This is a genomic window from Bacteroides parvus, assembly GCF_017309675.2.
Classification (GTDB): domain Bacteria; phylum Bacteroidota; class Bacteroidia; order Bacteroidales; family Bacteroidaceae; genus Bacteroides; species Bacteroides uniformis.
On the sequence record NZ_CP084680.1, the window covers coordinates 1,095,491 to 1,120,692 of the forward strand.

Annotated in this window: 10 protein-coding genes; 7 read left to right on the forward strand and 3 right to left on the reverse strand. The window is 46.8% G+C overall.

The window, feature by feature from the left end; translation table 11 throughout:
- Positions 1 to 254 precede the first annotated feature (254 nt).
- The 3 genes from JXR92_RS04390 to mutS all read left to right on the forward strand — a co-directional run bounded on the left by JXR92_RS04390 (position 255) and on the right by mutS (position 5,405).
- Positions 255 to 611 (forward strand): cupin domain-containing protein, encoded by a 357-nt coding sequence (locus JXR92_RS04390; protein WP_138346326.1) that lies wholly within the window; start codon positions 255 to 257, stop codon positions 609 to 611.
- Positions 612 to 1,268: 657 nt separating this feature from the next.
- Complete coding sequence (locus tag JXR92_RS04400) at positions 1,269 to 2,081, forward strand: SPFH domain-containing protein (RefSeq protein ID WP_005824816.1); 813 nt, start codon at positions 1,269 to 1,271, stop codon at positions 2,079 to 2,081.
- A 708-nt stretch (positions 2,082 to 2,789) separates the two neighbouring features.
- Positions 2,790 to 5,405, forward strand: a complete 2,616-nt coding sequence (mutS, locus tag JXR92_RS04405) for a DNA mismatch repair protein MutS (protein ID WP_119962015.1) — start codon at positions 2,790 to 2,792, stop codon at positions 5,403 to 5,405.
- A gap of 94 nt (positions 5,406 to 5,499) precedes the next feature.
- Here mutS and JXR92_RS04410 read toward each other — a convergent pair whose 3' ends face one another.
- The 3 genes from JXR92_RS04410 to JXR92_RS04420 form a co-directional block, all read right to left on the reverse strand.
- On the reverse strand, positions 5,500 to 9,756 hold the full coding sequence (locus tag JXR92_RS04410; RefSeq protein ID WP_120139008.1) for a glycoside hydrolase family 2 TIM barrel-domain containing protein: 4,257 nt from the start codon (positions 9,754 to 9,756) through the stop codon (positions 5,500 to 5,502).
- A gap of 22 nt (positions 9,757 to 9,778) precedes the next feature.
- Positions 9,779 to 13,846 carry a hybrid sensor histidine kinase/response regulator transcription factor gene (locus JXR92_RS04415; RefSeq protein WP_138345258.1) on the reverse strand — a complete coding sequence of 1,356 codons (4,068 nt, stop codon included), beginning with the start codon at positions 13,844 to 13,846 and terminating at the stop codon, positions 9,779 to 9,781.
- Between the two features lie 160 nt (positions 13,847 to 14,006).
- Positions 14,007 to 15,956, reverse strand: coding sequence for a glycoside hydrolase family 97 protein (locus JXR92_RS04420; RefSeq protein WP_098031903.1), 1,950 nt, complete (start codon positions 15,954 to 15,956; stop codon positions 14,007 to 14,009).
- A 331-nt stretch (positions 15,957 to 16,287) separates the two neighbouring features.
- Between JXR92_RS04420 and JXR92_RS04425 the strand changes: the two genes are divergently transcribed.
- The 4 genes from JXR92_RS04425 to JXR92_RS04440 all read left to right on the forward strand — a co-directional run bounded on the left by JXR92_RS04425 (position 16,288) and on the right by JXR92_RS04440 (position 25,069).
- Positions 16,288 to 19,917 carry a glycoside hydrolase family 38 N-terminal domain-containing protein gene (locus JXR92_RS04425; RefSeq protein ID WP_138345256.1) on the forward strand — a complete coding sequence of 1,210 codons (3,630 nt, stop codon included), beginning with the start codon at positions 16,288 to 16,290 and terminating at the stop codon, positions 19,915 to 19,917.
- A gap of 147 nt (positions 19,918 to 20,064) precedes the next feature.
- On the forward strand, positions 20,065 to 22,131 hold the full coding sequence (locus tag JXR92_RS04430; protein ID WP_005824835.1) for a beta-L-arabinofuranosidase domain-containing protein: 2,067 nt from the start codon (positions 20,065 to 20,067) through the stop codon (positions 22,129 to 22,131).
- Positions 22,132 to 22,356: 225 nt separating this feature from the next.
- Positions 22,357 to 23,586 (forward strand): glycoside hydrolase family 76 protein, encoded by a 1,230-nt coding sequence (locus JXR92_RS04435; RefSeq protein ID WP_119962009.1) that lies wholly within the window; start codon positions 22,357 to 22,359, stop codon positions 23,584 to 23,586.
- Positions 23,587 to 23,605: 19 nt separating this feature from the next.
- Positions 23,606 to 25,069 (forward strand): glycoside hydrolase family 125 protein, encoded by a 1,464-nt coding sequence (locus JXR92_RS04440; protein WP_005824841.1) that lies wholly within the window; start codon positions 23,606 to 23,608, stop codon positions 25,067 to 25,069.
- The last annotated feature ends 133 nt before the right edge of the window (positions 25,070 to 25,202 follow it).

Here is a 25,202-nt window from a genome sequence, read left to right on the forward strand (position 1 = left end):
TTTTGGAGTCAAATAATCTTCCTGTTTGTTTGCTTTTTGTTCATGAGGCGGTTTCTGCGGGCGTGGCTGTTTCGGTGGGGGAGGGAGGGCAACCCGAAAGAGGTTAATTCACGTTAAAGTGAAAACTTCAATCCTTTGGCTTTCAATAACGGTTACATGGAGGTAACAGACTGAGTTCTAAGTGCCTTATTGTGTGACATGTGGCAGTCGCCTAACTTTGCGGCTGTAAATCAAAACATATAGGAGAAATCATTATGAAGAACTATCAGAAGGTAAATGTGCCCGCAGGCGAGGCACGTGTCGAGCTGCACGATTCATTGAATCTGACCGGTGCGGAAGTATCCATCAGTAATCTGCCGGCAGGCGGAGGAGTGCCCTTTGTGCATTCGCACAAGCAGAATGAAGAAATTTATGCCGTCCTTTCCGGACGTGGCACCATGGTGATTGACGGAGAAACCGTAGAGTTGCAGGCTGGTGACTGGCTTCGTGTGGCTCCGGCAGGAGAACGTCAGTTGTCTGCCGCTGCGGACAGTGCCATCAGTGTGATTTGTATTCAGGTGAAAGCCGGTTCGCTAGAGGGATTTACGATGGCGGACGGTGTGGTGAAGTAAGGGAGGCTCTCTCTGTCTTTGCATAGGATATTTACAGTGTTATACAGGCAATGCGGGTTTCTTGTTTCTTCGGCACCGGGGAAGGTAGAGCTTCCCGGTGTCGGAGAAATTGCCTTGAGTACATTGCTTAAGATTTCGTAAGATGGTATGAAGAAAGAACCGCTTCCGTGCAAACAGCGATATCCGTATCATTGCATCCGGTGCCACGCGTTCGGATGGTCTTGTGCTGAAGGATGTAGACCGTATTAACGGGAGTGATGGCAGTGACGGTTCCGATGGTGGCGGCGACCAGGGTGAGAACCCTTTGGGATAGTAGTCTGTAGGGCTGAAAAAGTTCCGATGATATAGAGACTGTAGGTCTCCTTTCCGTACTATGTGCGGGGGGGAGACCACGGCTCTTTCATTTAAGGGAGTTAGAGGAGTTAAAGCCAATACTTCTGTGACTACATAGACAAGAGTATCGGCTTTAACTCCTTTACTTCTAACGGAGCGGAGCGAAGTGATAACCCCTATAACTCCCTTAAATGAGAAAGCCGTGGAGGGAGGCCTTGTCTTTAGGTAATGTTCTCTCCAAAAATAACCGGATTGCCTTTCTTGAACAAACAATTATAAATATCTTTGGAGCATTATTCACTCATTAAACTAACAGAAAACACCATGAAAGTCACAAACAAATCAACAGTGAGAGTAGGCGCGGCAGGAGTCGCAGTCATTGGAATTATAGTATTGTTCTTGGTCATGTTTGCCGTGGAGCGTATTGATTCGGGACAGACGGGCATCATCGTCAATCTGGCCGGTAGTGAGCGTGGAGTAGATGATGCCAAGGTGGAAACCGGATGGGTGGTTTACAACCGTTTTGCCAAGCAGCTATTCGAATATCCTGCATTTGCGCAGATTGTAGACTACGAACCTTTCGACATTCAGGACAAGAAGGGAACCATCTTCAAGACAGACCCTACTATAGAATACTTCATTGAGCGGGAGGATGCCAAAGTAGTTTTTCTACGCTATCGCAAGACTACCGAAGAATTGGAACAGAGTGTTATCCTGACGGAAGTGAAGAACGCTTATAAGGACGTGGCAGGACTCTATGAGACGGATTCGCTCATCAACAACCGTCCGGCTTTCGAGAAGGAGGTGGAGGCATTACTGAAGGAGCGTCTCAGTACCCGTGGCTTTACGTTTACCAACATACAGTCGTCCGTGAAACCCAACGATGTACTGCAAGCTGCCATTGACGAAAAGAATACTGCTGTGCAGAATGCCTTGAAGGTGGAGAATGAAAAGAAAGCCGCTATAGCCGAGGCGGAAAAGGTAGTAGCTGCCGCCAAGGGTAAGGCAGATGCCAACCGTATCCTTCAACAAAGCATCACGCCGGAATTGATTCAACTAAAGGCTGTGGAGAAATGGGACGGGAAATTGCCGTTGTCTACCGGTGGAAATACGTTGCCATTCCTGAAGTTGCAATGACAATCTCTATGAGACCCCATTGGCAACTTGATTCTTTTGGGGAGGTACTGATTGTGTGCGCGGATAATCACAAATAAATCAAGCGGTAAGCCATCTATCTCTCTATTTGCTAAGATTTATTCGTCCGATACTTGTTGAATTATCGTCCGACAGCCGTTGAATTATCGTCCGACAATTGTCGGACGATAATTCAACGGCTGTCGGACGAATAAGTTTTAGTAAGCAAGAATTTAAAATGCAGTATTGCAGGAATTGTTGCTTAAATAGGGAATGTAGTAAATGGGAGACAACTGTTGCTCATCCTTGTTGGGATCGCATGAACAAGGTTTTCAAGAAGATAAAGGGCGTTTCGCCGAGTGAATATGTACTTTTGTAAGGGAAAAGGGGAAAGATACGAAAGGTATGGGCATAAAAAAAGGAGTACCGCTGTACTCCAACCTTTGTTAACCTTAAATCTAATACTATGAAAAACACATTGCAAAGGTACGAACTTTTTGCTTATCTCCAAATAAAGCAAATAAAAAAGACTGTTTTATAACATGTTTTAGGAAAATGCGTCTCTTTGTTAAGGCTTGCTAAGGTTTTGAAGCCTCTCCGTGGCTGTTTTCTAAAAAAGAATTATCTTTGTCACATTAAGTTTTGGGTCTTACTTGACGATTTCCTGCTCTCTTGGCTCAAAGCTTTGGAAATTAAAAATTAAAGACTTGTATGCACGAAGATATTGTCCTTACCCCGATGATGAAGCAGTTCCTCGACTTGAAGGCAAAGCATCCCGATGCTGTCATGCTGTTTCGTTGTGGTGACTTCTATGAAACCTATTCCACCGATGCCGTCGTTGCGTCCGAAATCCTCGGTATTACCTTGACCAAACGTGCCAATGGCAAGGGGAAAACCATCGAAATGGCGGGTTTCCCGCATCATGCGCTCGACACCTATCTGCCCAAGCTGATACGTGCCGGCAAGCGTGTGGCCATCTGCGACCAGTTGGAGGACCCGAAGCTGACGAAGAAACTGGTGAAGCGCGGCATCACGGAGCTGGTGACGCCGGGAGTTTCCATCAACGACAATGTGCTGAACTACCGGGAGAACAACTTCCTGGCTGCCGTGCATTTCGGTAAGGGTGCCTGCGGTGTGGCTTTCCTGGACATATCTACGGGCGAATTTCTGACGGCGGAAGGACCTTTCGACTATGTGGACAAGCTGCTGAACAACTTTGCCCCCAAAGAGGTGCTTTTCGAGCGTGGCAAGCGGCTGATGTTCGAAGGAAACTTCGGCAGCAAGTTCTTCACCTTCGAGTTGGACGACTGGGTGTTTACCGAGACATCTGCCCGCGAAAAGCTGCTGAAGCATTTCGAGGTGAAGAACTTGAAAGGCTTCGGTGTGGAGCATCTCAAGAACGGTATCATCGCTTCGGGAGCCATCCTGCAATACCTCATCATGACGCAGCATACGCAGATAGGGCATGTCACTTCGCTGGCACGCATCGAGGAGGATAAGTATGTCCGCCTGGATAAGTTCACGGTGCGCAGCCTGGAGTTGATGGGGTCGATGAACGACGGTGGCAGCAGTCTGCTGAATGTGATAGACAAGACCATCAGCCCGATGGGTGCCCGCCTGCTGAAACGCTGGCTGGTATTCCCGTTGAAGGACGTGCAGCCGATTAACGAGCGGCTGAATGTGGTGGAATACTTTTTCCGCCAGCCTGATTTCAAAGAGTTGATAGAAGAGCAGTTGCATTTGATTGGCGACTTGGAACGCATCATCTCCAAAGTGGCGGTAGGGCGTGTCTCTCCGCGTGAGGTGGTGGCGCTGAAGGTGGCTTTGCAGGCGATAGAACCCATCAAGGCGGCTTGCATGGATGCCGATAATGCCAGCTTGAACCATATAGGCGAGCAGTTGAATATCTGCCAGTTTATCCGCGACCGCATTGACCGGGAGATAGACAATGACCCGCCGTTATTGATTAATAAGGGAGGTGTCATCAAATCCGGTGTCAGTGCCGAGCTGGACGAGCTGCGCCAGATTGCCTATTCCGGTAAGGATTATCTGTTGCAGATACAGCAGCGAGAGAGCGAACTGACAGAGATTCCCAGTTTGAAGATAGGCTACAACAATGTCTTCGGCTACTACATCGAGGTGCGCAACACGCATAAGGACAAGGTGCCGGCAGAGTGGATACGCAAGCAGACCCTTGCCAATGCCGAGCGCTATATTACCCAGGAGTTGAAGGAGTACGAAGAGAAGATTCTCGGCGCGGAGGACAAGATACTGGTACTGGAAACACAACTCTATGCAGAGCTGGTACAATCTTTGAGCGAGTTCATTCCTGCCATTCAAATCAATGCGAACCAGATAGCACGGTTGGACTGCCTGCTCTCCTTTGCCACAGCGGCGCGCGAGAACAACTATATACGCCCCGTCATTGCCGACGACGACGTGCTGGAAATCCATCAGGGACGGCATCCGGTCATTGAGAAGCAGCTCCCCATCGGCGAGAAGTATATTGCCAACGATGTGATGCTGGACAGCCAGACGCAGCAGATTATCATCATTACGGGTCCCAACATGGCGGGTAAGTCCGCTTTGCTGAGGCAGACGGCGCTGATTACGCTGCTGGCTCAAATCGGCAGTTTCGTGCCTGCGGAGAGTGCCCATATCGGTTTGGTGGATAAGATATTCACCCGTGTGGGTGCCAGCGATAATATTTCCGTGGGCGAGTCTACCTTTATGGTGGAGATGAACGAGGCGGCGGATATCTTGAACAACCTTTCTCCCCGCAGCCTGGTGCTGTTCGACGAGCTGGGACGCGGTACTTCTACGTACGACGGTATTTCCATCGCCTGGGCGATTGTGGAGCATATCCATGAGCATCCAAAGGCGAAGGCACGCACCTTGTTTGCCACGCACTACCATGAGTTGAACGAGATGGAGAAAAGCTTCAAGCGTATTAAGAACTACAACGTTTCGGTGAAGGAGATAGATAACAAAGTCATCTTCCTGCGCAAATTGGAGCGCGGTGGCAGCGAACACTCCTTCGGTATTCATGTAGCCAAAATGGCGGGTATGCCCAAAAGCATCGTGAAGCGTGCCAATGACATTCTGAAACAACTGGAAACAGACAACCGCCAGCAGGGGATTTCCAGCAAACCGATGGTGGAAGTGGGAGAGACACGCGGTGGTATGCAGCTCAGCTTCTTTCAGCTCGACGACCCGGTGCTGTGCCAGATACGCGATGAGATACTGAATCTGGATGTGAATAACTTGACGCCGCTGGAGGCGCTGAACAAGCTGAATGATATTAAGCGGATAGTGAAGGGAAAGTGATTTTTACTTATAGGAGAAAACGTGGAATTTCAGGACTTGTACAAGTTTTTGCACAAGCCCTGAAACTCCATGGTTAATAGTTTTTCCTCTAAAATTATTCTTCCAAGATTATCTCTAATTCTGCTATGGCAGCTTTCTTTCCTTTGTCATGGGCCGATAATCCCAATAGTTTCACATAACGTGCCCGGCAAGGAGTAAATTCTATAGTTTGCGTTGCTGTACCTATATGGAAGGTGCCATAGATAATGGGCTGCCCCCAATTTTTTCCATCTTTGCTTGCATATACTTCATAGGAAGCTATCCGTCCTTCTTCGCTATCTTGTCGCGGAGTGTAGCGGATACCCTTTATAGTGGCCTCTTTGGATAGGGAAAGATGTATCTCATGAGGGTAGGGAGCTATGTAGAATTGGTTGTGTACCGTGTGCCAATAGGTGTTTATGTTACCGTCTGCCGCCAGCTTCATGCTGTTGTCTGCATCGCTGTCTACGGAGACCACTATTTGTCTCTGGGATGCTCCGCTGATGTTTTTCAGGATGCTCACATTCAGTTCGGCTGCCGAAGCCCATTTCCTGCCGTGCATTTCGGACAAGGGAACGAATTTGAAGTAACGGGCAGTGACGGGTGTTTCCAATGTTATGGTTTGGGCAGACGTCAGATTGGAGAATGTACCTTTGACGGTGCTTTCCCAATTTTTTCCGTCTTTGCTGAAGCTTAGCTCGTAGTCTTTGACGTGTCCGTTATCATTGGAATGTCGTGCTGTGTAGATGAATTTGTCCACTACCAGTAGGGAAGCCATGTCTACCACAATGCTGTGTGGAAACTCTGGAATGGGTTCGTGCCAACGGGTGTGCCAATACGTGGAAGGGTCTCCATCGATGGCGTTTTGCGCCTCTTCTCCTTGGCTGTCGCTGCTGGAGGAGACCACCTTCCATGCCGAGTGGTCTACGAATATGGGTAGTTCCATAGTAGTGACCAGGCTCTTGCCTAATTTTCCAGAAACAGCGTATGTTTGTATCTTTCCACCGTCAATGAACTCGAATGGAGCTGTGTATTCCCGGTATTCGTTACCGTTAAGGCTGTAGAAGATGGTCGCGTCCGGAGTTCCGGTACTCATTTGCAGGTAACCGTTGTTATCGCGTTCTACCATTACGGGCATGCATGCAGGCATCTGTACGCGTGCTTTCTTGGTAAGCTCACTTTGCGTGTAGCTTCTTTCCAAAGGCATCATGATGAAGCTGAATGCTACGGGAGTTGCTTGCAGTTCGTATTTTTTCATCGGGCCTGGACCGCAGCTTGCGTTGCCCAGAGGACGATTGTGGGCATCAAGACAAAGAACTGTCTCCTTGCGCATCGGGATGTCGTATTTGTGAATCAGTTTTTGCAGATGGTCGGGGTCTGCCATGTCTTGTGCTCTGACATGCAGGGCAGAAGCCGCCATTTGGTCGCCTGCCACGAAAACGAAGCCCATACCGTCGGCGTTGGTGATGGAAATCCAGCGTACCTCTTCATGGTTACCCATCTCCTGAGGCTTTACATAGTTCACCCATTGGTCGGATACTGTACTTTCGTATACGCCTATTGGGGTGGCATCCTTGCGGTCTACGTAGTTTTCCCATGGGCCACGTCCATACCAACGCATACGCTCGAAGCCTTCGGGCAGTTCCATTCGATAGCCCACACGCGGAATGATTTCGCTGTCGGATACCGGGATGATGACACTGTTCACCATGATGGAACCATCGGCATTTACGGTGTATTCTATTTCTGTGCGATACTCAAAACCGAGTTTACCTTTGTGGCAGTTCCGGATGTGCAGGGTTATTCTGTCCTCTTCTTGGTGGGTTTCCCATTTGCCGGTTTCCGCTTGCAGCTGGTAAAGGCCTTTGCGTTGCCAATCGCCACTTACCTGTTTATCGTTGTCGGTGGGAGCACGGAAGAGGTTCAGTTCGAGTCCTTTACTTATCAGGGGGATATTATTCAATGTATATGCCGATAAAGTTCCTTCTTCCTTGGAGAAGACAGCTTCAAAACGTTCACCTTTCACCACCAATGCGTCGGCAGTTTCGTTTAGATTGATGTTTCCTTTTTCGGGTACGAATATAGGTTTCTCGCTGCTTGATAGCTTGAATTGTTCGGTGGCTACCTCGTAGTCGGCTTTTGCCCATTCGGTATCTCTTTTTTGGCAGAAACTGAAATTGATAAAGTATTCTGCTCCGGGTACCTTCGTTGCGGGTATGTCTGGCAGGGTGATGACTTTGCTTGCCTGTGCTTCCAGCTTCAAATCTTCCAGATTGCCTGAGCAGACGGTCCTTCCATCTTCCGTTATTTCGTATCTCCCGTAGAGGTCTTCCATATTGGCATGGAATCGCTTGTTGCTGATTCTATATTTGCCATTCCCTAATGCTTCTATGCGGATGGGTTGATGTATCTTCTTCATTTCATAGGATTTGGCAGATAATGTACGGTCGGAGAAGATGACGCCGTTGGTACAGAAGTTACCGTCGTTGGGCTTGTCACCAAAGTCACCGCCTACGGCCATGTAGAAGCCTTTGCCGTCGGGAGTGGGCATACGCAGGCTTTGGTCCACCCAATCCCAAATGAAACCTCCGATGAGTGCCGGATAGCGTTCGTAGGTTTCCCAGTATTCCTTGAAGTTTCCTATGGAATTTCCCATGGCATGGGCATACTCGCATACTACGTGAGGTTTCACGATCTCGCCCTTTTGTATTTTCTCCAATCGTTCACGGCCTACGTTTTCCAGCCAGTCCACACTTGGGTACATGCAACTGGTCACGTCGCAGAAGGAACTGTTTCCCTCGTAGTGGGTGGGGCGGGTAGTATCCAAACGTTTGATGGCCTTTTCAGCAGTGGAGAAGTTGTTTCCGTTTCCCGATTCGTTGCCCATGGACCACATTACGATGGAAGCGTGGTTACGGAAACGTTTCACTTGGTTCTCGTTGCGCTCGGTGAATGATTTTTCCCACTGTGGCTCGTGTGAGAGACGCATTTCGCCGTGGCACTCTACATTGGCTTCTGCCAATACATAGATGCCATAGCGGTCGCATAGGTCGTAAAAGTAAGGGTTGTTGGGGTAATGGGAGGTACGGACAGCATTTACGTTCAGCGCTTTCATTAGTTGTACGTCCTTTTCCATCTCTTCTTTGGAGACGGTACGGCCATTCAATGGGCTGTGATCGTGGCGGTTGACACCTTTGAAAAGAGTGGGTTTGCCGTTAATCAGCAGTTGTCCGTTTTTGGCAAACTCTATTTCGCGGAAGCCTACCTTTACACTACGTAGGTCTGTCACTTTTCCTTTCTGTTTTAGGGTCAGGGTCAGGTTGTAGAGGCTGGGTGTTTCGGCTGTCCATTTCAGTGGGTTCTTCACATCGAATTCCAGATGGGTACTACCTATTTTTGTGGCGTGGATAGTGCGTGATAGCACTTCCTTTCCTTCTGTGTCGGAGAGCTTCACTATGAGTTCGGCAGAACTTTTCTTACCGGTGATTTCCACGTCCAAAAAAACTGTAGCATTACGATAATCTCCGTCCAAGTCGGTTCGGAAGAAGAAGTCCCTAATTTGCGTGCGTGGTGCTGACCATAGGAATACATCGCGGAAGATACCGCTGAACCGCCAGAAATCTTGACATTCAAGAAAACTTCCATCGGTGAAACGGTACACTTCAACTGCCAATGTGTTTTTTCCTTCTTGTAAATAGGGAGTCAGATTGAACTCGGCAGGTAAGTAGCTGTCTTCTGAATAGCCCACTTTTTTACCGTTCAACCAAAGATAGAAACCTGCTTCCACTCCATTGAAGCGAATAAATACATCTCTGCCCTTCCAAGATGTGGGCAAAGTGAATTCACGTCGGTAACTGCCTACGGGATTGGGCATGTTGGCAAAAGTATAGTCTGCCGGGCGAGGTTGGATGACGTTGGGCCATTGTACTCCTTTACTGTAATCACAGAAAGGGTAAATGGTATTACAATACAAAGGCTTGTCCCAGGGCTTATTATGGCGTACAGCCTCTATCTGCCATGTGGCGGGCACTTTGATGTTATCCCAGCCACTTACGTCGTAGTCGGGCTTGAAGAAATCCTTCGGCCGTTTTTCGGGATCGGCCACCCAATGGAATTTCCATGTACCGTTCAGAGTTTGATAATAGGGGGATTCCTCGATGCTCAGGCGTAGGGCTTGTCCTTCGTCGGCAAAGGGAATAGCGGTTTGGCATGCCGTTTCTTTGTTCACTCCCGAAATGTTCAGGTCATTCCATTCGGGTTGTTCGTGAGTTTGTGCTGTTGCGGTAGCAAGCAGCCCGGTGAATGCGATACTCAAAAAAGAGCTTCTTTTCATAAATACAGATGGTATAAGATGATTAAGTATTAGTGATTTCCTGTCCTTCCTTCACGTTCTTCTTTTGCTGTTCGCAGTATTGACGGGGTGGCATTCCGTAACGTTGTGAAAAAGCTTTATAGAAAGTGCTTCGGTTGGTGAATCCCGTGCGGTCCATCAGCTCTTCGATGGTGAAGTTGCTGGAGACTAACAAGCGTTCCGCCGTGGAGAGGCGGTATTCTTTGATGATGTCGGCAGGCGATTTGTCAGTAAGTGGTTTCAGTTTGCGGTAGAACTGCCGGCTGCTGTAGCCCATTTCCTTACTCAAAAGTTCTACTTGCAGGTCTGGATTGGCTAAGTTCTTTTCAATGACTTCTGTCATTTTCTCTAAGAATTCTTGTTCTTCTTTGTGCAAGCAGCTTCCTTCTTTCCAGGTAAAGGTGCTGAGTGCCGAACTATAATATTCCTTCAGGTTTTCTTCGCGGCGGATGAGATGATAGACCATCTTTTCCAAATATTTCACATTGAAAGGCTTGGTGACATAGGCATCCGCCCCCGATTCCAGTCCTTTTACTTGGTCGTCTTCGTGATGCAGTGCTGAGAGCAGGATTAGGGGAATATGGCTCCACAGCTTGTGTTGCTTGATGGTGAAGGTGAAGGATAACCCATCTATATCGGGCATCATCACGTCTGAGATGATGAGATCTGGCTGTCGTTGCTCCAGGCTGTCTAATGCCTTTTGGGCATTATTGAAAGAGAGTACGTTGTATTTCTCTGTGAATATTTCGGATACGAACCACAGCATGGAAGGGTCATCATCTATCACCATGACCGTCTGCTTGTTTGCGTCGAATTCTTGGGTGTATTTTTCGGGCAATTCTTGCACTTCTTCGGTGGGAATGCTTGGAGAAGCCGCTTCGTATGCAGTTTGCGGTACTTCTTGTCCGTTTGGGGGGAGCGAGGGAAGGCTTACAGTGAAGGTGGTCAGTTCGCCCGGTGTGCTTTCGATGTTTATGTCTCCTTCCAACAGGGTCACCATGTTTTTGCAGATGGCCAACCCCAGTCCGTTTCTTGAGTTTTTGCCGTTCATCTCCACGGAGTCGAGAATCTTATAGCGGTCGAATATCTTTCCGAGATTTTCCGGTGTGATGCCTTTGCCGGTATTGGCTATCTTCAAAATAAGACGTTCGTTTTTCGTGTACAATGTTACGCTGATGTTCCCCTTGTCGGGTGTGTACTTGAAAGCGTTGGATATGAGGTTTCCGGCTATTTTGTTGAAGCAGCTCAGGTCGGTGTTCCATGTCAGTTCGGGGGCTATGTCAAGGCAGTAGTTCATTTCTCTGTTTTCCGCCATGTCACCGAAGGATTCGGCGATGTCCCTTAACTTTTCGGAAACAGGTTGCGGCTGTATGGAGAGCATTTTGTTTTCCGTTTCCAGTCTTCTGAACTCCAGCAATTCCACAATGAGACCATTCAGCTTTTCCACATTTTGCTGAATCATCTTGGCGTAGCGGTGCGTGTAGATATCTGTCTCCTTGTGGGTGAGTATCTTCTCGCACGGTCCCTGAATCAGGGTGAGGGGGGTGCAAAACTCGTGGGTGATGTTGGTGAAGAAGCGTAGTTTTGATTCATAGACTTCCTCTTTTTTCTGTCGTTCCATTTTCTTCATCATGTGCTGCCGCTTCAGGCGGTAGGTATAGAATGCATAGGCGACTATGCCTGTACATAATAGTAACCCTAACAAAAAGTAGCCCACATAGGCCCAGGTACTGAGATACCAGGGAGGAGCGATGTAAATGGTGAAGGCTTGCGGATGGCTTTCTTTACCGTTGATGTTGTTGCGGTATTTCACAAACAGAGTATATTCTCCGGGGGAAAGGTTGGAGAAGATGGCATTGGGTGAAACTCCGTTTTCTATCCATTGGTCGCTTGCTTCCTTTAGTTTATAGGAGTAGAAATAGTCGTTTCCGTTAATGTAGTCTGTTATCCGGAAGTTGAGCTGGAAGAAGTTGTGTTTGTAGTCCAGTTGTAGCACGGGCTTCCCGTCTTTGTAATGTAAAAAGTCATGCAGGTTGTATTCCTTACCGAAGATGGAAAGTCCTTTCAGGCTGATTTCGGGCATATAGTCCGTGGTGATGTAAGAATCGGGCTTCACGGTGACGAAGCCGTTTACACCTCCAAAGAAAAGGATTCCCGTAGCATTGTCTTTGTAGAAGGCTCCATCACTAAATTCGGTCACGGCCAGTCCGTTTCCGTTGTTGTAGGTCTGCTTGGTCTGTTCTTGGGGATTGAGTCTCATTAATCCTTGATTGGTACTCACCCAGAGATTGCCTCGGTTGTCCTCCAAGATACCATGTACGGTGCTGTTGGTGTAGAGCTTTGCACTGATGCTGTCTGGGTTTCCGTCTTCGTTTGAGTAGAAGCGGAGAAGCCCTGATCCAGTGCCCAGCCAGTAGCCTTGCTCGTTTTTGTGTATGGCGAACACATCGTTGGCGGTTTGGCTGTTTACCAAGTTGTTGAAGCGGAACTGTGCCATTTCTCCAGTACGTACATCAATGCGGTAGGCTCCGAGCCCTCTGTTCCCGAACCACAGCGTAGAGCTGCTTTCACGGTAGGAGGTGAAAAAATAGTTTGATGCCATATGTCCGTTACTCACCAAAGTCCGTGTAGCATGCTTCACAATAGGATCTTTTCTCTGATTTTCTAGTGTCACCTTTACGATTCCTTCGCCCACGGTGGAAATCCAAAGTGTACTGTCATTGGTTTGATCAATGGAGTGCACATATTTCACTTTGGTTCCATTGGCTTGTACCGCCAGTTCTTTCAATTGGTGGGTAGAGTAGGAATAATAATTGATTCCGTTTTCCGTACCTATCCAAAGTCGGTCTTTTCCACCGGGTGCAAAACAGTAGACGGAGTTGTCGGTCAATGTGCTGTTACCGGTGATGAGACGATCATGTTTTTCGGGTGTATTGTTGACAAGATAATTCGGTATACGCAATATGCCACTGCCTTTGGTTCCTATCCATAAGGTTTGCTGTGGGTCGAGGTAAAGGCTGCGTACCGGGTTGTTCACCTGATATGCGGGAGTGTTGAGCAGGGTGTTGGTCATGGTGAATGTGTCATTGTAAAGCATGTATAACCCTTCTCCGTCGGTAGCTACCCATACGATATCTTGAAATTTGTCTTTCATCAGACAGAAGATGCCCGACTGTATTTCAGTGTATTCTATACGGTATTTAATCTTTTGGTTTGCTTCATATTTCAGTACTATCAAGCCGCTGCTTTTGAAACCGATACAGAAGTCATTTTCTCGTTTGATGATGGAAGATACTTCACCTCGTTTTTCTATTTCGTCTTTCAGGTCGGCAATGTAGTAACACTGTCGGTTGCTGAAACTATATTCGTAGAGGGCATAGGTTTCATCAATGAAGTAGGCTGAATCTTCTCCGATGAAGGCATGCTTCAAGCCGTGATGTCCAAATGGCTTTTCCGGAATCAGTGTCACGCTTTTTCCCGTGTGGTTCAGACGATAGCAACGAGTGTTGTTTCCAGTTGCGAATATCCAAAGCAGGTTGTTGGAATCAATGGTCATGGACAGTACTTTATTAAAATCCATGGAAGAGATGTTTAACTGGAGAAATTTCTGGTTCTCTTGTTGGTAGTGATACAGATTTCCGTCATCTTTCAGCACTAACATGCACTTGTTGTTGCTTCGTGCCAAGAAGATGTTGTCCTTGAATTCGGTAAAGGTCCGGCAGGTCTGTCGGTATGTATCCAATCTGTCTAACCCGTAGTTGGTTTGTAACCACAGTATGCCTGGCTCTGATTCTACGATCTGGCTGATAATGTTGCCTGACAATAGGTTGCGTGACACATCAACGGGCGTATATAGGTGGATATTGTTGCCGTCAAACACGTTCAGTCCGTCGCATGTTCCTATCCATAGTACACCTTGGCTATCTTGGTAAAGGGATTGGATGGCACTATTGGAAAGACCGTTTTTATTGGAGAATTGCCGTAGGCTGTAAGCGTACACAAAATCCGGAAAACAGCATAAGAGGCTGATAAGCAATAAAATCGTATGGCCTTTCCAGCATATGTCTTTCATGTGGCTTGTTGTATTGATTTTGAGTTGCAAAGATATATTTTAAGGTGGAAACAGTCAATATTTGCAATATATTTCTTTAGTTGTAGGCTTACAGTTTGCTTTGTATCTGCTCCGTATCCTTAGAAATGTATTTGTACGGAGCAGATAGGTATGGATATGATTAGCGAATGACCGCAGCGAATCCACCGTTGCGTGCCAAACGGACTGTGATATGGTCGCCTTTCTTCAAGGATTGTTCTTGCTTGCGGTAGTCCATGGCTTGGTGGTCAGCGTTGATGCCGTCTTCAAAAGAGGTCATGAGATAATTTTTTCCTTCTTGCAGGAAATCAAGGGAGATGTTAAAGACCCGTTCACGTTCGCGGTTGTTGGTCATGCCTCCTATATACCATTGTTCTCCTTTGCGTTTGGCCACGATGGCATATTCTCCTGCTTTGGCTTCGAGAGCGATGGTTTCGTCCCATGTTTGGGGTACTTGGGTGATGAAACGTGTACACTCGTCGTTGCGATAATAGAGGGTAGGATTGTCTGCCATCATCTGCAGGCCGGTTTCAAAAAGAACAAAGAGTGCCATCTGATAGGCACGTGTGCCGATGCTGGCAGAATTGGGACGTTCGGAATGGTAGACTTCAGGCTGCATGCTAAGCATGGCGCCGGGAGTATAGTCCATGGCTCCTACTGCGTTGCGTATGAAGGGGAAATAGACACTGTTGTCGGGACGGCATCCGCCCATTTGCTCCATACCTCTTACGCCTTCGTAGGAGAGTACGTTTGGGTATTTGTATTCTAATCCGGCAGGTTTGAAAGCACCGTGAAAGTCAACGAAGAGATGGTGTTTGGCGGCTTCATGTGCTACGCGTTCATAGAAGTTTACCATCCATTGGTCGCTACGATCCATGAAATCTATCTTTACGCCTTTCACACCCCACTTTTCGAAAGTTTCGAATAGGTCAAAGTGGTTTTCTACCGTAAGCCAAGTGAGCCATAACACAATGCCTACGTTTTTTTCTTTGCCGTAGCGGATGAGTTCGTGTATGTCTACCGAGGGATTGGGTTTATAGGGGTTGCGGGTGTTCATGGCCCAGCCTTCGTCCATTACTATATATTCTACGCCGTAGTGGGATGCGAAGTCGATGAAGTATTTGTAGGTGTCAAGGTTGCAACCTGCTTTGAAGTCCACGTCGGGGCCGTAGGGTGTGGCTCCGTTCCACCATTCCCAGCTGGCTAGTCCTGGTTTAATCCAAGAGGTGTTTTCTATGACATTCTTTTCAGCGAGGCGATAGGATAGAGTGTTTTCTATAAGTTTGCGGTCATCGTCGGTAATGACGAAGTAACGCCATGGATAACTGCGCTTGCCTGCGGTACGGGCTATGCAGTTGGCTTCTTTCAGAATCTTGAGACTGCGGTCACCGTCTTCTCCGAATTCAAGAGGCAGACGGGGGAAGACGGCGGTAATGCCGCCTTGTCCATCGTTTTTCAGAAACATGGCGGGATAGTCTGTCAGATTGGTTTCACTCATGAGGATTTTGTCACCTTTGGGTGTGCTGGCTAAAAGGGGAAGCAGAGCCATGCGATTGGAGTTTTTCCACTCGCTGCTTGTTTGGTGGCGATATTCTTCTTCATAGGAAGTCTTAAAGCCGTCAGGTTGCTGAAGATGTAGCAGGCAATCATCCACAAAGTTCAGGCGGAGGATTTCATTCATTATTTCTTGCTCGCCTTTCAGGTCAGTAAGGAAGCGGTAGGCGAATCCGTCATCAAAGGCACGGAACTCTACTGAATAGCCTCCTTTAAACTTCAGTAGCAATTGGTTGTAGCGGTTGGTTATAGTAGAGAATTTCAGGGGTACGATGGGAGTCAGTTCCTCGTTTACATTTTGGCGTACTACTTTGTTTAGTTTAGGATGGATGCCCAGCTGGTGGTTGGCAGTTTCCAGACCAATGACACAGTTGTCCATCAGTGTTTGATTTCCTTGGGTTACATCATATTGGATTTGATCGGTCAGCTCCACTGAGATGCGGATGTTTCCGCTGGGTGAGGCCAGTTGATGTACTTTCTGTCCGAAAGCGGTCAGTGAGAGGCAGAGAACTGCCGAGAGTAGGAATTGTTTTTTCATGTTCTTAGCTTTTGGATTTTTACAATATACAAAAGTAGTTTGTATTCTGTAGGAAATGTATGCTATTTATGACATAAATATATAAAATCATGCCACAGACGACTTTTTACATATCTATGTCGCGAATCTGTACAGTATGAGAGTGAAGGATGGGCTATTTTTGTTACCAACATTCCACATGTCAGAAAACTATTGTTGCCGGATGGAGGCTAAAGAGAGAAGGTGAAAGAGCGGTTTGCGGCTAGAGGAGGCAGCACATTTATAACAAAGAATGCGGTGGTTTATATCGAATTGACATTATCTTTTACGAAAAAACAATAATAACAAAACCATGAAAAAGAGACGAATACTGATGGGGAAGACCCATCTGATAGCGGGAGCCGTGATGTTGGCCGTTGCAGGAGGACAATTATCGGCTCAGACCGTTGCACCGAAGAAAGCAAAAGCGTACATGGTGGCAGATGCCCACTTGGACACGCAGTGGAACTGGGACATTCAGACTACTATTAAGGATTATGTTTGGAATACCTTGAATCAGAACCTTTTCCTTTTGAACCAGTACCCCGACTATATCTTTAATTTTGAAGGTGGAGTGAAATATGCTTGGATGAAGGAATATTATCCTCGTGAATACGAACTGATGAAGGCTTTTGTAAAGGCAGGTCGATGGCATGTGAGTGGGGCCAGTTGGGATGCTACCGACACTTTGGTGCCGTCTGTTGAATCGTTTATTCGCAACATTATGCTGGGGCAGGAGTTCTATCGTAAGGAGCTGGGGGTAGAAAGTACCGACATCTTCCTTCCCGATTGCTTCGGATTCGGTTGGACATTGCCTACTGTTGCTGCCCATTGTGGACTGATAGGTTTCTCTTCACAGAAGCTGGATTGGCGTAACAATCCTTTCTACGGTAAGAGCAAGCATCCCTTTACCATCGGACTGTGGAAAGGAGTGGATGGAGCGTCCGTCATGCTGGCTCACGGATATGATTACGGTCGTCGTTGGGATAATGAAGACCTTTCAGAAAATGAATATTTGATGGAACTCTCCAAATGCACTCCCCTGAATACCGTTTACCGCTACTATGGAACAGGTGATGTGGGCGGTTCACCTACCATCGCTTCTGTGGCTTCCGTGGAGAAAGGTATCAAGGGAGACGGTCCGTTGAAGATTATCAGTGCAGCCAGTGACCAGTTGTTCAAGGATTACCAGCCTTATGGCAGCCATCCCGAGCTCCCCGTATTTGACGGTGAATTGCTGATGGACGTTCATGGAACCGGCTGCTACACTTCACAGGCTGCTATGAAACTCTATAATCGTCAAAATGAACTTTTGGGTGATGCCGCTGAACGTGCTTCTGTGGCTGCTGCCCTTTTGGGGGTTGCCGAATATCCTGGTAAGAGCCTGACGGAGTCTTGGCAGCGCTTCATATTCCACCAATTCCACGATGATTTGACTGGTACCAGCATTCCCCGTGCCTATGAATTTTCTTGGAACGATGAACTTCTCTCTCTGAAACAGTTCTCCGGTATCCTGACTCATTCTGTGGGAAGTGTGGCAGGCAAGCTTGATACTCGTGTCAAGGGGATTCCCGTAGTGCTCTATAACGCTTCGGGCTTCAAGGCTGCAGATGTGGTGACCATCGAAGTGGAGGCTTCCCGTTTTCCCAAAAGTGTAGCTGTATATAACGAACAAGGCAAGTTGGTGGTTTCTCAGTTGGTTTCATATACTGATGGAAAGGTCCGCTTGTTAGTAGAAGCCACTGTACCCGCCAATGGATACGCAGTTTACGATGTCCGCCTCTCCGGCGAAGGAAAAGAGATGTCTGCTGTTGAAGCTGCAAGTGTTGAAAATTCGTTCTACAAACTGACATTGAATGAGAACGGTGACATTACTTCACTGTTCGACAAGAGAAACAACAAGGAATTGGTAAAGGCTGGTAAGGCTATTCGTTTAGCCCTCTTCACTGAAAACAAGTCATTCGAATGGCCGGCATGGGAGATATTGAAAGAGACTGTGGACGCTACTCCTATTTCCATCACCGAGGATGTGAAAGTGACTCTTTGCGAAAACGGTGCATTACGTAAGACTCTCTGCGTGGAGAAACGTCACGATGATTCTTTTTTCCGCCAGTACATCCATTTGTATGAAGGTGTATTGGCCCACCGCATTGACTTTACTAACGAAGTGGACTGGCAGTCTACCAACGCTCTGTTGAAGGCTGAGTTTCCCCTCAATTTGAATAATGAGGTGGCCACTTACGACTTGGGCGTAGGCAGCGTGCAGAGAGGAAACAACATCTTGACCGCTTACGAAGTATACGCTCAATATTGGGCAGATTTGACGGACGCTAACGGCTCTTATGGCGTTTCCATCATGAACGACAGCAAATATGGCTGGGACAAGCCTGATAACAATACCTTGCGTCTCACTTTGCTGCACACTCCGAAGACAAAAAAGAACTATGCTTATCAAGATCGTCAGGACTTCGGTCACCATACCTTTACTTACAGCTTGGTAGGTCATGTGGGCGCTTTGGACGTAGTTCAAACCCGCGAGAATGCTGAGTTGCTGAACCAGCGCATCAAGGCGTTCGTTGTTGGAAAGCATCGCGGCGAATTAGGTAAGAGCTATTCATTGGCTTTTTCCGATAACCGGAATGTACTTATTAAAGCCTTAAAGAAAGCCGAAAGTTCAGATGAATATGTGGTACGCGTGTATGAAGCCGCAGGCAAGCAGGCGCAGAAAGCCTCGATTGTCTTTGCCGACAACCTTGTGGCTGCTGTAGAAGCAGATGGTACGGAAAAGACCATCGGTAAGGCTACATTCAGTGGAAATCGCTTGGAAGTGTCAGTCAATCCAAACAGCATTAAGACCTACAAGGTACGTTTTGCTTCCAATAAAAAGGTGCAGACGGTGGCCGAACCATTGCCCCTTGTTTATGATAAGAAGTGCTTCAGTTGGAACGAGTTCAAGGCTGCTGCCAACTTTGAGTCTGGTTATTCTTATGCTGCTGAATTGATACCTGCCGAGATGAATGTGCATGGAGTGCCTTTCAAATTGGAGACACGTGAAGAGCTGAATGGTATGGCTTGCAAGGGCAATGTACTGAAACTGCCCGCCGACTGTACTTATAACAGACTCTATATCCTTGCTGCTGCCGCTTCTGATAAAGATGTGAAGGGGATATTCCGCGTAGGCAAGTATGTGCAGGAAGTCATTGTTCCTTCTTATACTGGCTTCATCGGTCAGTGGGGGCACACCGGACATACGGAAGGTTATCTGAAAGATGCTGAAGTTGCCTATGTGGGTACGCACCGCCATTCCGGTGAAGGCGATCAGCCGTATGAGTTCACTTACATGTTTAAGTTCGCAATAGACCTGCCAGAAAAGGCTACTGAGGTGGTATTGCCCGATAATAAGGATATTGTTATTTTTGCCGCCACTTTGACTGATGTTGCTGCTACTTCTGTTTGTCCCGCTTCCGAACTGTTCCGTACGGCAAACAAGTGCAATCGCTATCAGACGGAAAGCTCCACAGAGAGAGTGAACATTCTGAAGCAGGACATGGTAATGGGCTATTCAAGCTATGTGAACGAGAAAGAGAAGCCGGCTTTCATGGTAGATGGCGACGAAAACACAAAGTGGTGTGCTATTGCTGAAATGCCCCACTACGTAGACTTTGATTTGGGCGGTGAAAGAAGCATTAATGGCTGGAAGTTACTGAACGCTGCCGGCGAAAACCATTCCTACGTCACTTCCTCCTGCTTTCTGCAAGGTAAGAGCGACAAGAATGGTGAATGGCGCACACTGGACTATGTTTCTGGTAATGGTAAGAATGTACTGAATCGCACGCTAAATAAGTCTGAAAGTGTTCGCTACCTGCGTCTTTTAGTGACACAGCCCATGCAATCGGCTTCTGGTAAAGATGTGCGCATTTATGAAATGGAAGTATACGAATAAACAGTTATTATATTCCCATTTTTCAGATCCTTGTGTCTGTCACCACAGACACAAGGATCTGATGATTCTCAGGTGTAAGTGCTTAATGTGAGTAAGTTAACAACTCTATTGAAGTAAATTTATTGGAAATAACAAATACCTTGAAAAATGAAAATTAAAATATTTGCTGTTGTATGTTTATTAGCTGCTAATCTCTTTACAATATCTGCTCAAAAGTGGTTTACGCCTGAGGCGGAGAAACAAGTGGATGCTCTTTTGAGCCAGGTAGTAGAAGGAAACTACAAGAATAATCGCTATCCTCTACTCCGTAAGCCCTTAATGGAACTTCCTTTAGGCAGTATCAAACCTAAAGGCTGGTTGCACGAAATGCTGGTTCGTCAGAAAAATGGCGCCAGTGGTCAGATGGATGTTCTTTACCCTTCGGTTATGGGCAAACGCAATGGTTGGTTAGGTGGTGATGGAGACCAGTGGGAACGCGGTCCATACTGGATAGACGGTCTACTTCCTTTGGCGTATATACTGGATGATGATGTCTTGAAAGCCAAAGTGCAACCTTGGATAGAATGGGCTTTGCAGAGCCAGCGTGAGGACGGATTCTTCGGTCCTGAAAAAGATTATCCGGGAGAGCCTGGACTGCAACGTGATAACTCGCAAGACTGGTGGCCGCGTATGGTCGTGCTGAAAATCCTACAGCAGTATTATTCGGCAACGAACGATAAGAGAGTCGTCGCTTTTATGACAAAATATTTCCGTTATCAACTGAATACCTTGCCGCAAAAACCTTTAGGACACTGGAGCAGTTGGGCAGAATTCCGTGCTTGTGACAATTTGCAAGCTGTATATTGGCTTTATAATCTTACGGGGGAGGATTTTTTGCTTGAATTGGGGCATTTGCTGCACCGGCAGAGTTTCAGTTTCATAGATATGGTAGATAGGGGAGACTTGCGCAGACCCTGCACTATACACTGTGTTAATTTGGCACAAGGCATCAAAGAACCGATTATTTATTATCAGCAAGATACCGACCGGAAATATATTGATGCTGTCAAGGAAGGCTTTCGAGATATTCGCCGGTTCCACGGACAGCCGCAAGGCATGTATGGAGGCGATGAGGCTTTGCATGGAAACAATCCTACACAAGGCTCGGAGTTGTGTTCGGCCGTAGAGTTGATGTACTCGCTGGAAAAAATGGTGGAGATTACAGGAGACATAGACTTTGCCGACCATTTGGAACGCATTGCTTTTAATGCTTTACCAGCCCAAATATCCGATGACTTTATGACTAAGCAATATTTCCAGCAACCGAATCAGGTGATGGTAACACGCCATCGTCGCAACTTCGACCAGGATCATGAAGGAACAGACCTTGCTTTTGGCACTCTGACTGGATACCCATGTTGTTTTTCGAATATGCACCAAGGTTGGCCAAAATTTACACAGCACCTATGGTATGCCACACCTGATAACGGCATTGCAGCCATTGTCTATTCTCCGTCGGAAGTAACAGCCAATGTGGGTGATAATGTACCGGTGGTTATCAGTGAAGATACTTACTATCCGATGGATCATCAGATAACTTTTACCATTAAAGAGGTGAGAAATAAGGTGAAACAAGTGAAATTTCCATTTCACCTGCGTGTTCCGAAGTGGTGCAAGCAAGCTGAAATACGGGTAAATGGAAAGATGGAGCAAACTGTCAAAGGTGGGAAAATAGCTATCGTAGACCGTATATGGAAGCGGAATGATAAGATTGAACTGTATCTGCCCATGGAGGTCTTTACTAGCACTTGGTATGAAAACGCAGTATCTATTGAAAGAGGTCCGTTGGTATATGCCCTGAAAATGGAAGAAAATTGGGAAAAGAAAGAGTTTAAGGATAGTTGGTATGGTTCTTATTATTATCAGGTGACTTCTTCGGATCCATGGAACTACGGATTGGTGGATTTTGACCGTAACAGAATGAACGAGGTGGCCCAAGTAAGTATCAATAGCCAAAAACAGCAATTGGACTTTCCTTGGAATCAGGAAAATGCACCGGTTGAAATAAAGATGAAGGCTCGTCTTATCCCTACTTGGACAGTATATAATGAAATGGCAGGGCCCCAGCCTTTCTCTTTCTGTGGCAGTGCCGAAGGAGGAGAGCAAGAAATCACGCTGATACCCTACGGTTGTACAACCCTGCGTATTTCAGAATTTCCAGTTGTTGGGAAATGATGTTTCCGAAGTATGGGGGAAACGGTGTGTCTGTTTTGTGACAAACTTGTTTTAGAATTCTGCCATGTCCGGAATGTGGACGGTTATGTCACGGATTTATAGTTGGCTTTTAACCTTACTGTCTATTTTTGCAATCGTTTTTAATAGGGTTTATATATTATATAAAAGAAGACTCCTGCAACGGAGTGAAAAACAAGTCGAACAATTTAATGCCGTAGAAAAAAGATGAAAAATTCCAAGAAAGCACTCCTCTGCCTATTGGCATGCGCCTTGGCAGTAACCGGATGCAAGACACAGAAAGAACCGGCTGTGGCAGATAACGCAATGCTGGTCAGATCTACACAAACACTTGATTCCTTATATGCTCACTATTCCGCACCGGGCACTTGTCTGTTGCGTGAGAATTATCCTTCGGACGTGGAAGGCTATACCGCTACTTATCTGGCTTCCGAGGAACAAAAGAACCGTCCCAATCTCTACTCTTATTTGTGGCCTTATTCCGGTACCTTCTCCGCAGTGAATGCGTTGATGGAGGCCACTAAAGATAACAAGAAAGATTTCGGGAACTATCAGAAGTTGCTTGATGAGAAAGTGCTTCCGGGACTTGCTGAATATTTCGATACTCGTCGTATGCCCGAAGCGTATGCTTCTTACATCAAGGACGCTCCGTTGTCCGACCGCTTTTACGATGACAACGTGTGGCTCGGCATTGACTTCACAGACGTCTATCTGATGACTAGCCAAGAGAACTATCTGCAGAGCGCCAAGCTTATCTGGAAGTTTATAGAAAGCGGTATGGACGATTGTTTGGGAGGAGGTATCTATTGGTGCGAACAGAAGAAGGAATCAAAGAACACTTGTTCCAACGCCCCTGGTTCCGTCTTTGCCCTGAAACTTTTCAAGGCTACGCAAGACAGCTCCTATTTTGAGAAAGGGAAGAGTTTGTACGAGTGGACTAAAGCAACATTGCAGGACACAACAGACTGCCTTTACTTCGACAACATGCGTTTGGACGGTGAGATAGGACGTGCCAAATTTGCCTATAACAGCGGTCAGATGATGCAGTCGGCTGCTTTGCTCTATCAGCTTACCGGTAATGGGCAGTATCTGAAGGATGCGCAAGCGATTGCTGCTGCTTGTCATAATTATTTCTTCATGGAATTCACCCCCGGACAGGGAGAACCGTTCCATATGCTGAAGAAGGGTGATGTGTGGTTCACCGCCGTTATGTTGCGTGGTTTTATGGAACTCTATCAGGTGGACGGTAACAAGGTTTATCTTGATTCCTTTGCCCGCAGTCTGGACTATGCTTGGACGCATGCCCGTGAAGATAACGGCCTTTTCAATACTGATTTCACCGGCAAGAGCCGCGACAATCGTAAATGGCTGCTGACACAAGCCGCCATGGTAGAGATGTACGCGCGTTTGGCCGTGTTCGCTAATCAGTCTTTATAATTAAAACGAATCAGACCAAATGAAAAAGAGAAACATTACCTTGTGCGCTGTTGCCATGCTCTGTATGCAAGGCTATGCTAAGGCAGACACTTTTATCCTGAAAGGTGACAACACTTGTGTGGAGAACTATGCTCAGATGACTGCTGCTTACAAGAGCAATCGTCCAAAAATGAAGAAACGCCTTTTCACCTCAAAAGCGGTGGAAGCTGAGATTGTTCGCGTGAAGAAACTGCTTACCAATCCTAAGTTGGCGTGGATGTTTGAGAATTGCTTTCCTAATACGCTTGACACTACTGTACACTTTCGCATGCTGGACGGTAAACCCGATACTTTTGTTTATACCGGTGACATCCATGCTATGTGGCTGCGTGACTCCGGTGCGCAGGTGTGGCCATATGTGCAGTTAGCCAACAATGATGCGCAATTGAAAGAGATGCTCGAAGGTGTCATTCGCCGTCAGTTCCTTTGCATCAACATTGATCCGTACGCCAATGCTTTCAACGACGGACCTACGGGTGGCAACTGGATGACTGACTTGACAGATATGAAGCCCGAACTGCACGAGCGCAAATGGGAGATAGACTCTCTTTGTTACCCGCTTCGTCTGGCTTACCAGTATTGGAAAGTAACTGGTGACAGCAGTATCTTCGACGGTGAATGGATGAAGGCAATTACTGCTATCCTGAAGACTTTCAAGGAACAGCAGCGTAAGGACGGTGTAGGCCCTTACCGTTTCCAACGTAAGACGGAACGTGCTCTGGATACGCTGAATAACGACGGCTTGGGTGCTCCGGTCAAACCGGTGGGACTGATTGTTTCCGCTTTCCGCCCATCGGACGATGCCACTACGCTTCAGTACCTGGTCCCTTCCAACTTTTTCGCTGTCTCTTCTCTGAGAAAGGCTGCTGAAATTCTGACGGAAGTAAACAAGGAAACATCCTTGGCCAAAGAATGCACCGATTTGGCAGCCGAAGTGGAGGCAGCCCTGAAGAAATATGCCACTTACAATCATCCTGAGTTTGGGACAATCTATGCATTTGAAGTAGATGGATTCGGCAATCATCTGTTAATGGACGATGCCAATGTACCCAGCCTTCTTGCTATGCCTTATTTGGGTGATGTGGACGTAAACGATCCTATCTATCAGAATACACGCCGCTTTGTGTGGAGTGGCAGCAACCCTTACTTTTTTAAAGGTAAAGCCGGTGAAGGTATCGGAGGTCCGCACATTGGTTATGATATGGTATGGCCTATGAGTATCATGATGAAGGCATTCACCAGCCAGAATGATGAGGAGATAAAGATTTGTATCAAAATGCTGATGGATACGGATGCCGGTACGGGATTCATGCACGAGTCTTTCCACAAGGATGACCCCACTAACTTTACCCGTGCATGGTTTGCTTGGCAGAATACGCTGTTTGGAGAATTGATTTTGAAATTAGTGAACGAGGGTAAAGTGGATTTGCTGAACAGCTTGTAAAAACAGGAATTATTTAAAATCAATAAAGTGCGCTGGAAGGAGGATTAGGATACAAATTGCATGAATTGGTTGTTCGTTGGTATTATTTGTGTTCTTTTCCTTTTTTTATCGTGATTTATTATAATGTTTAATC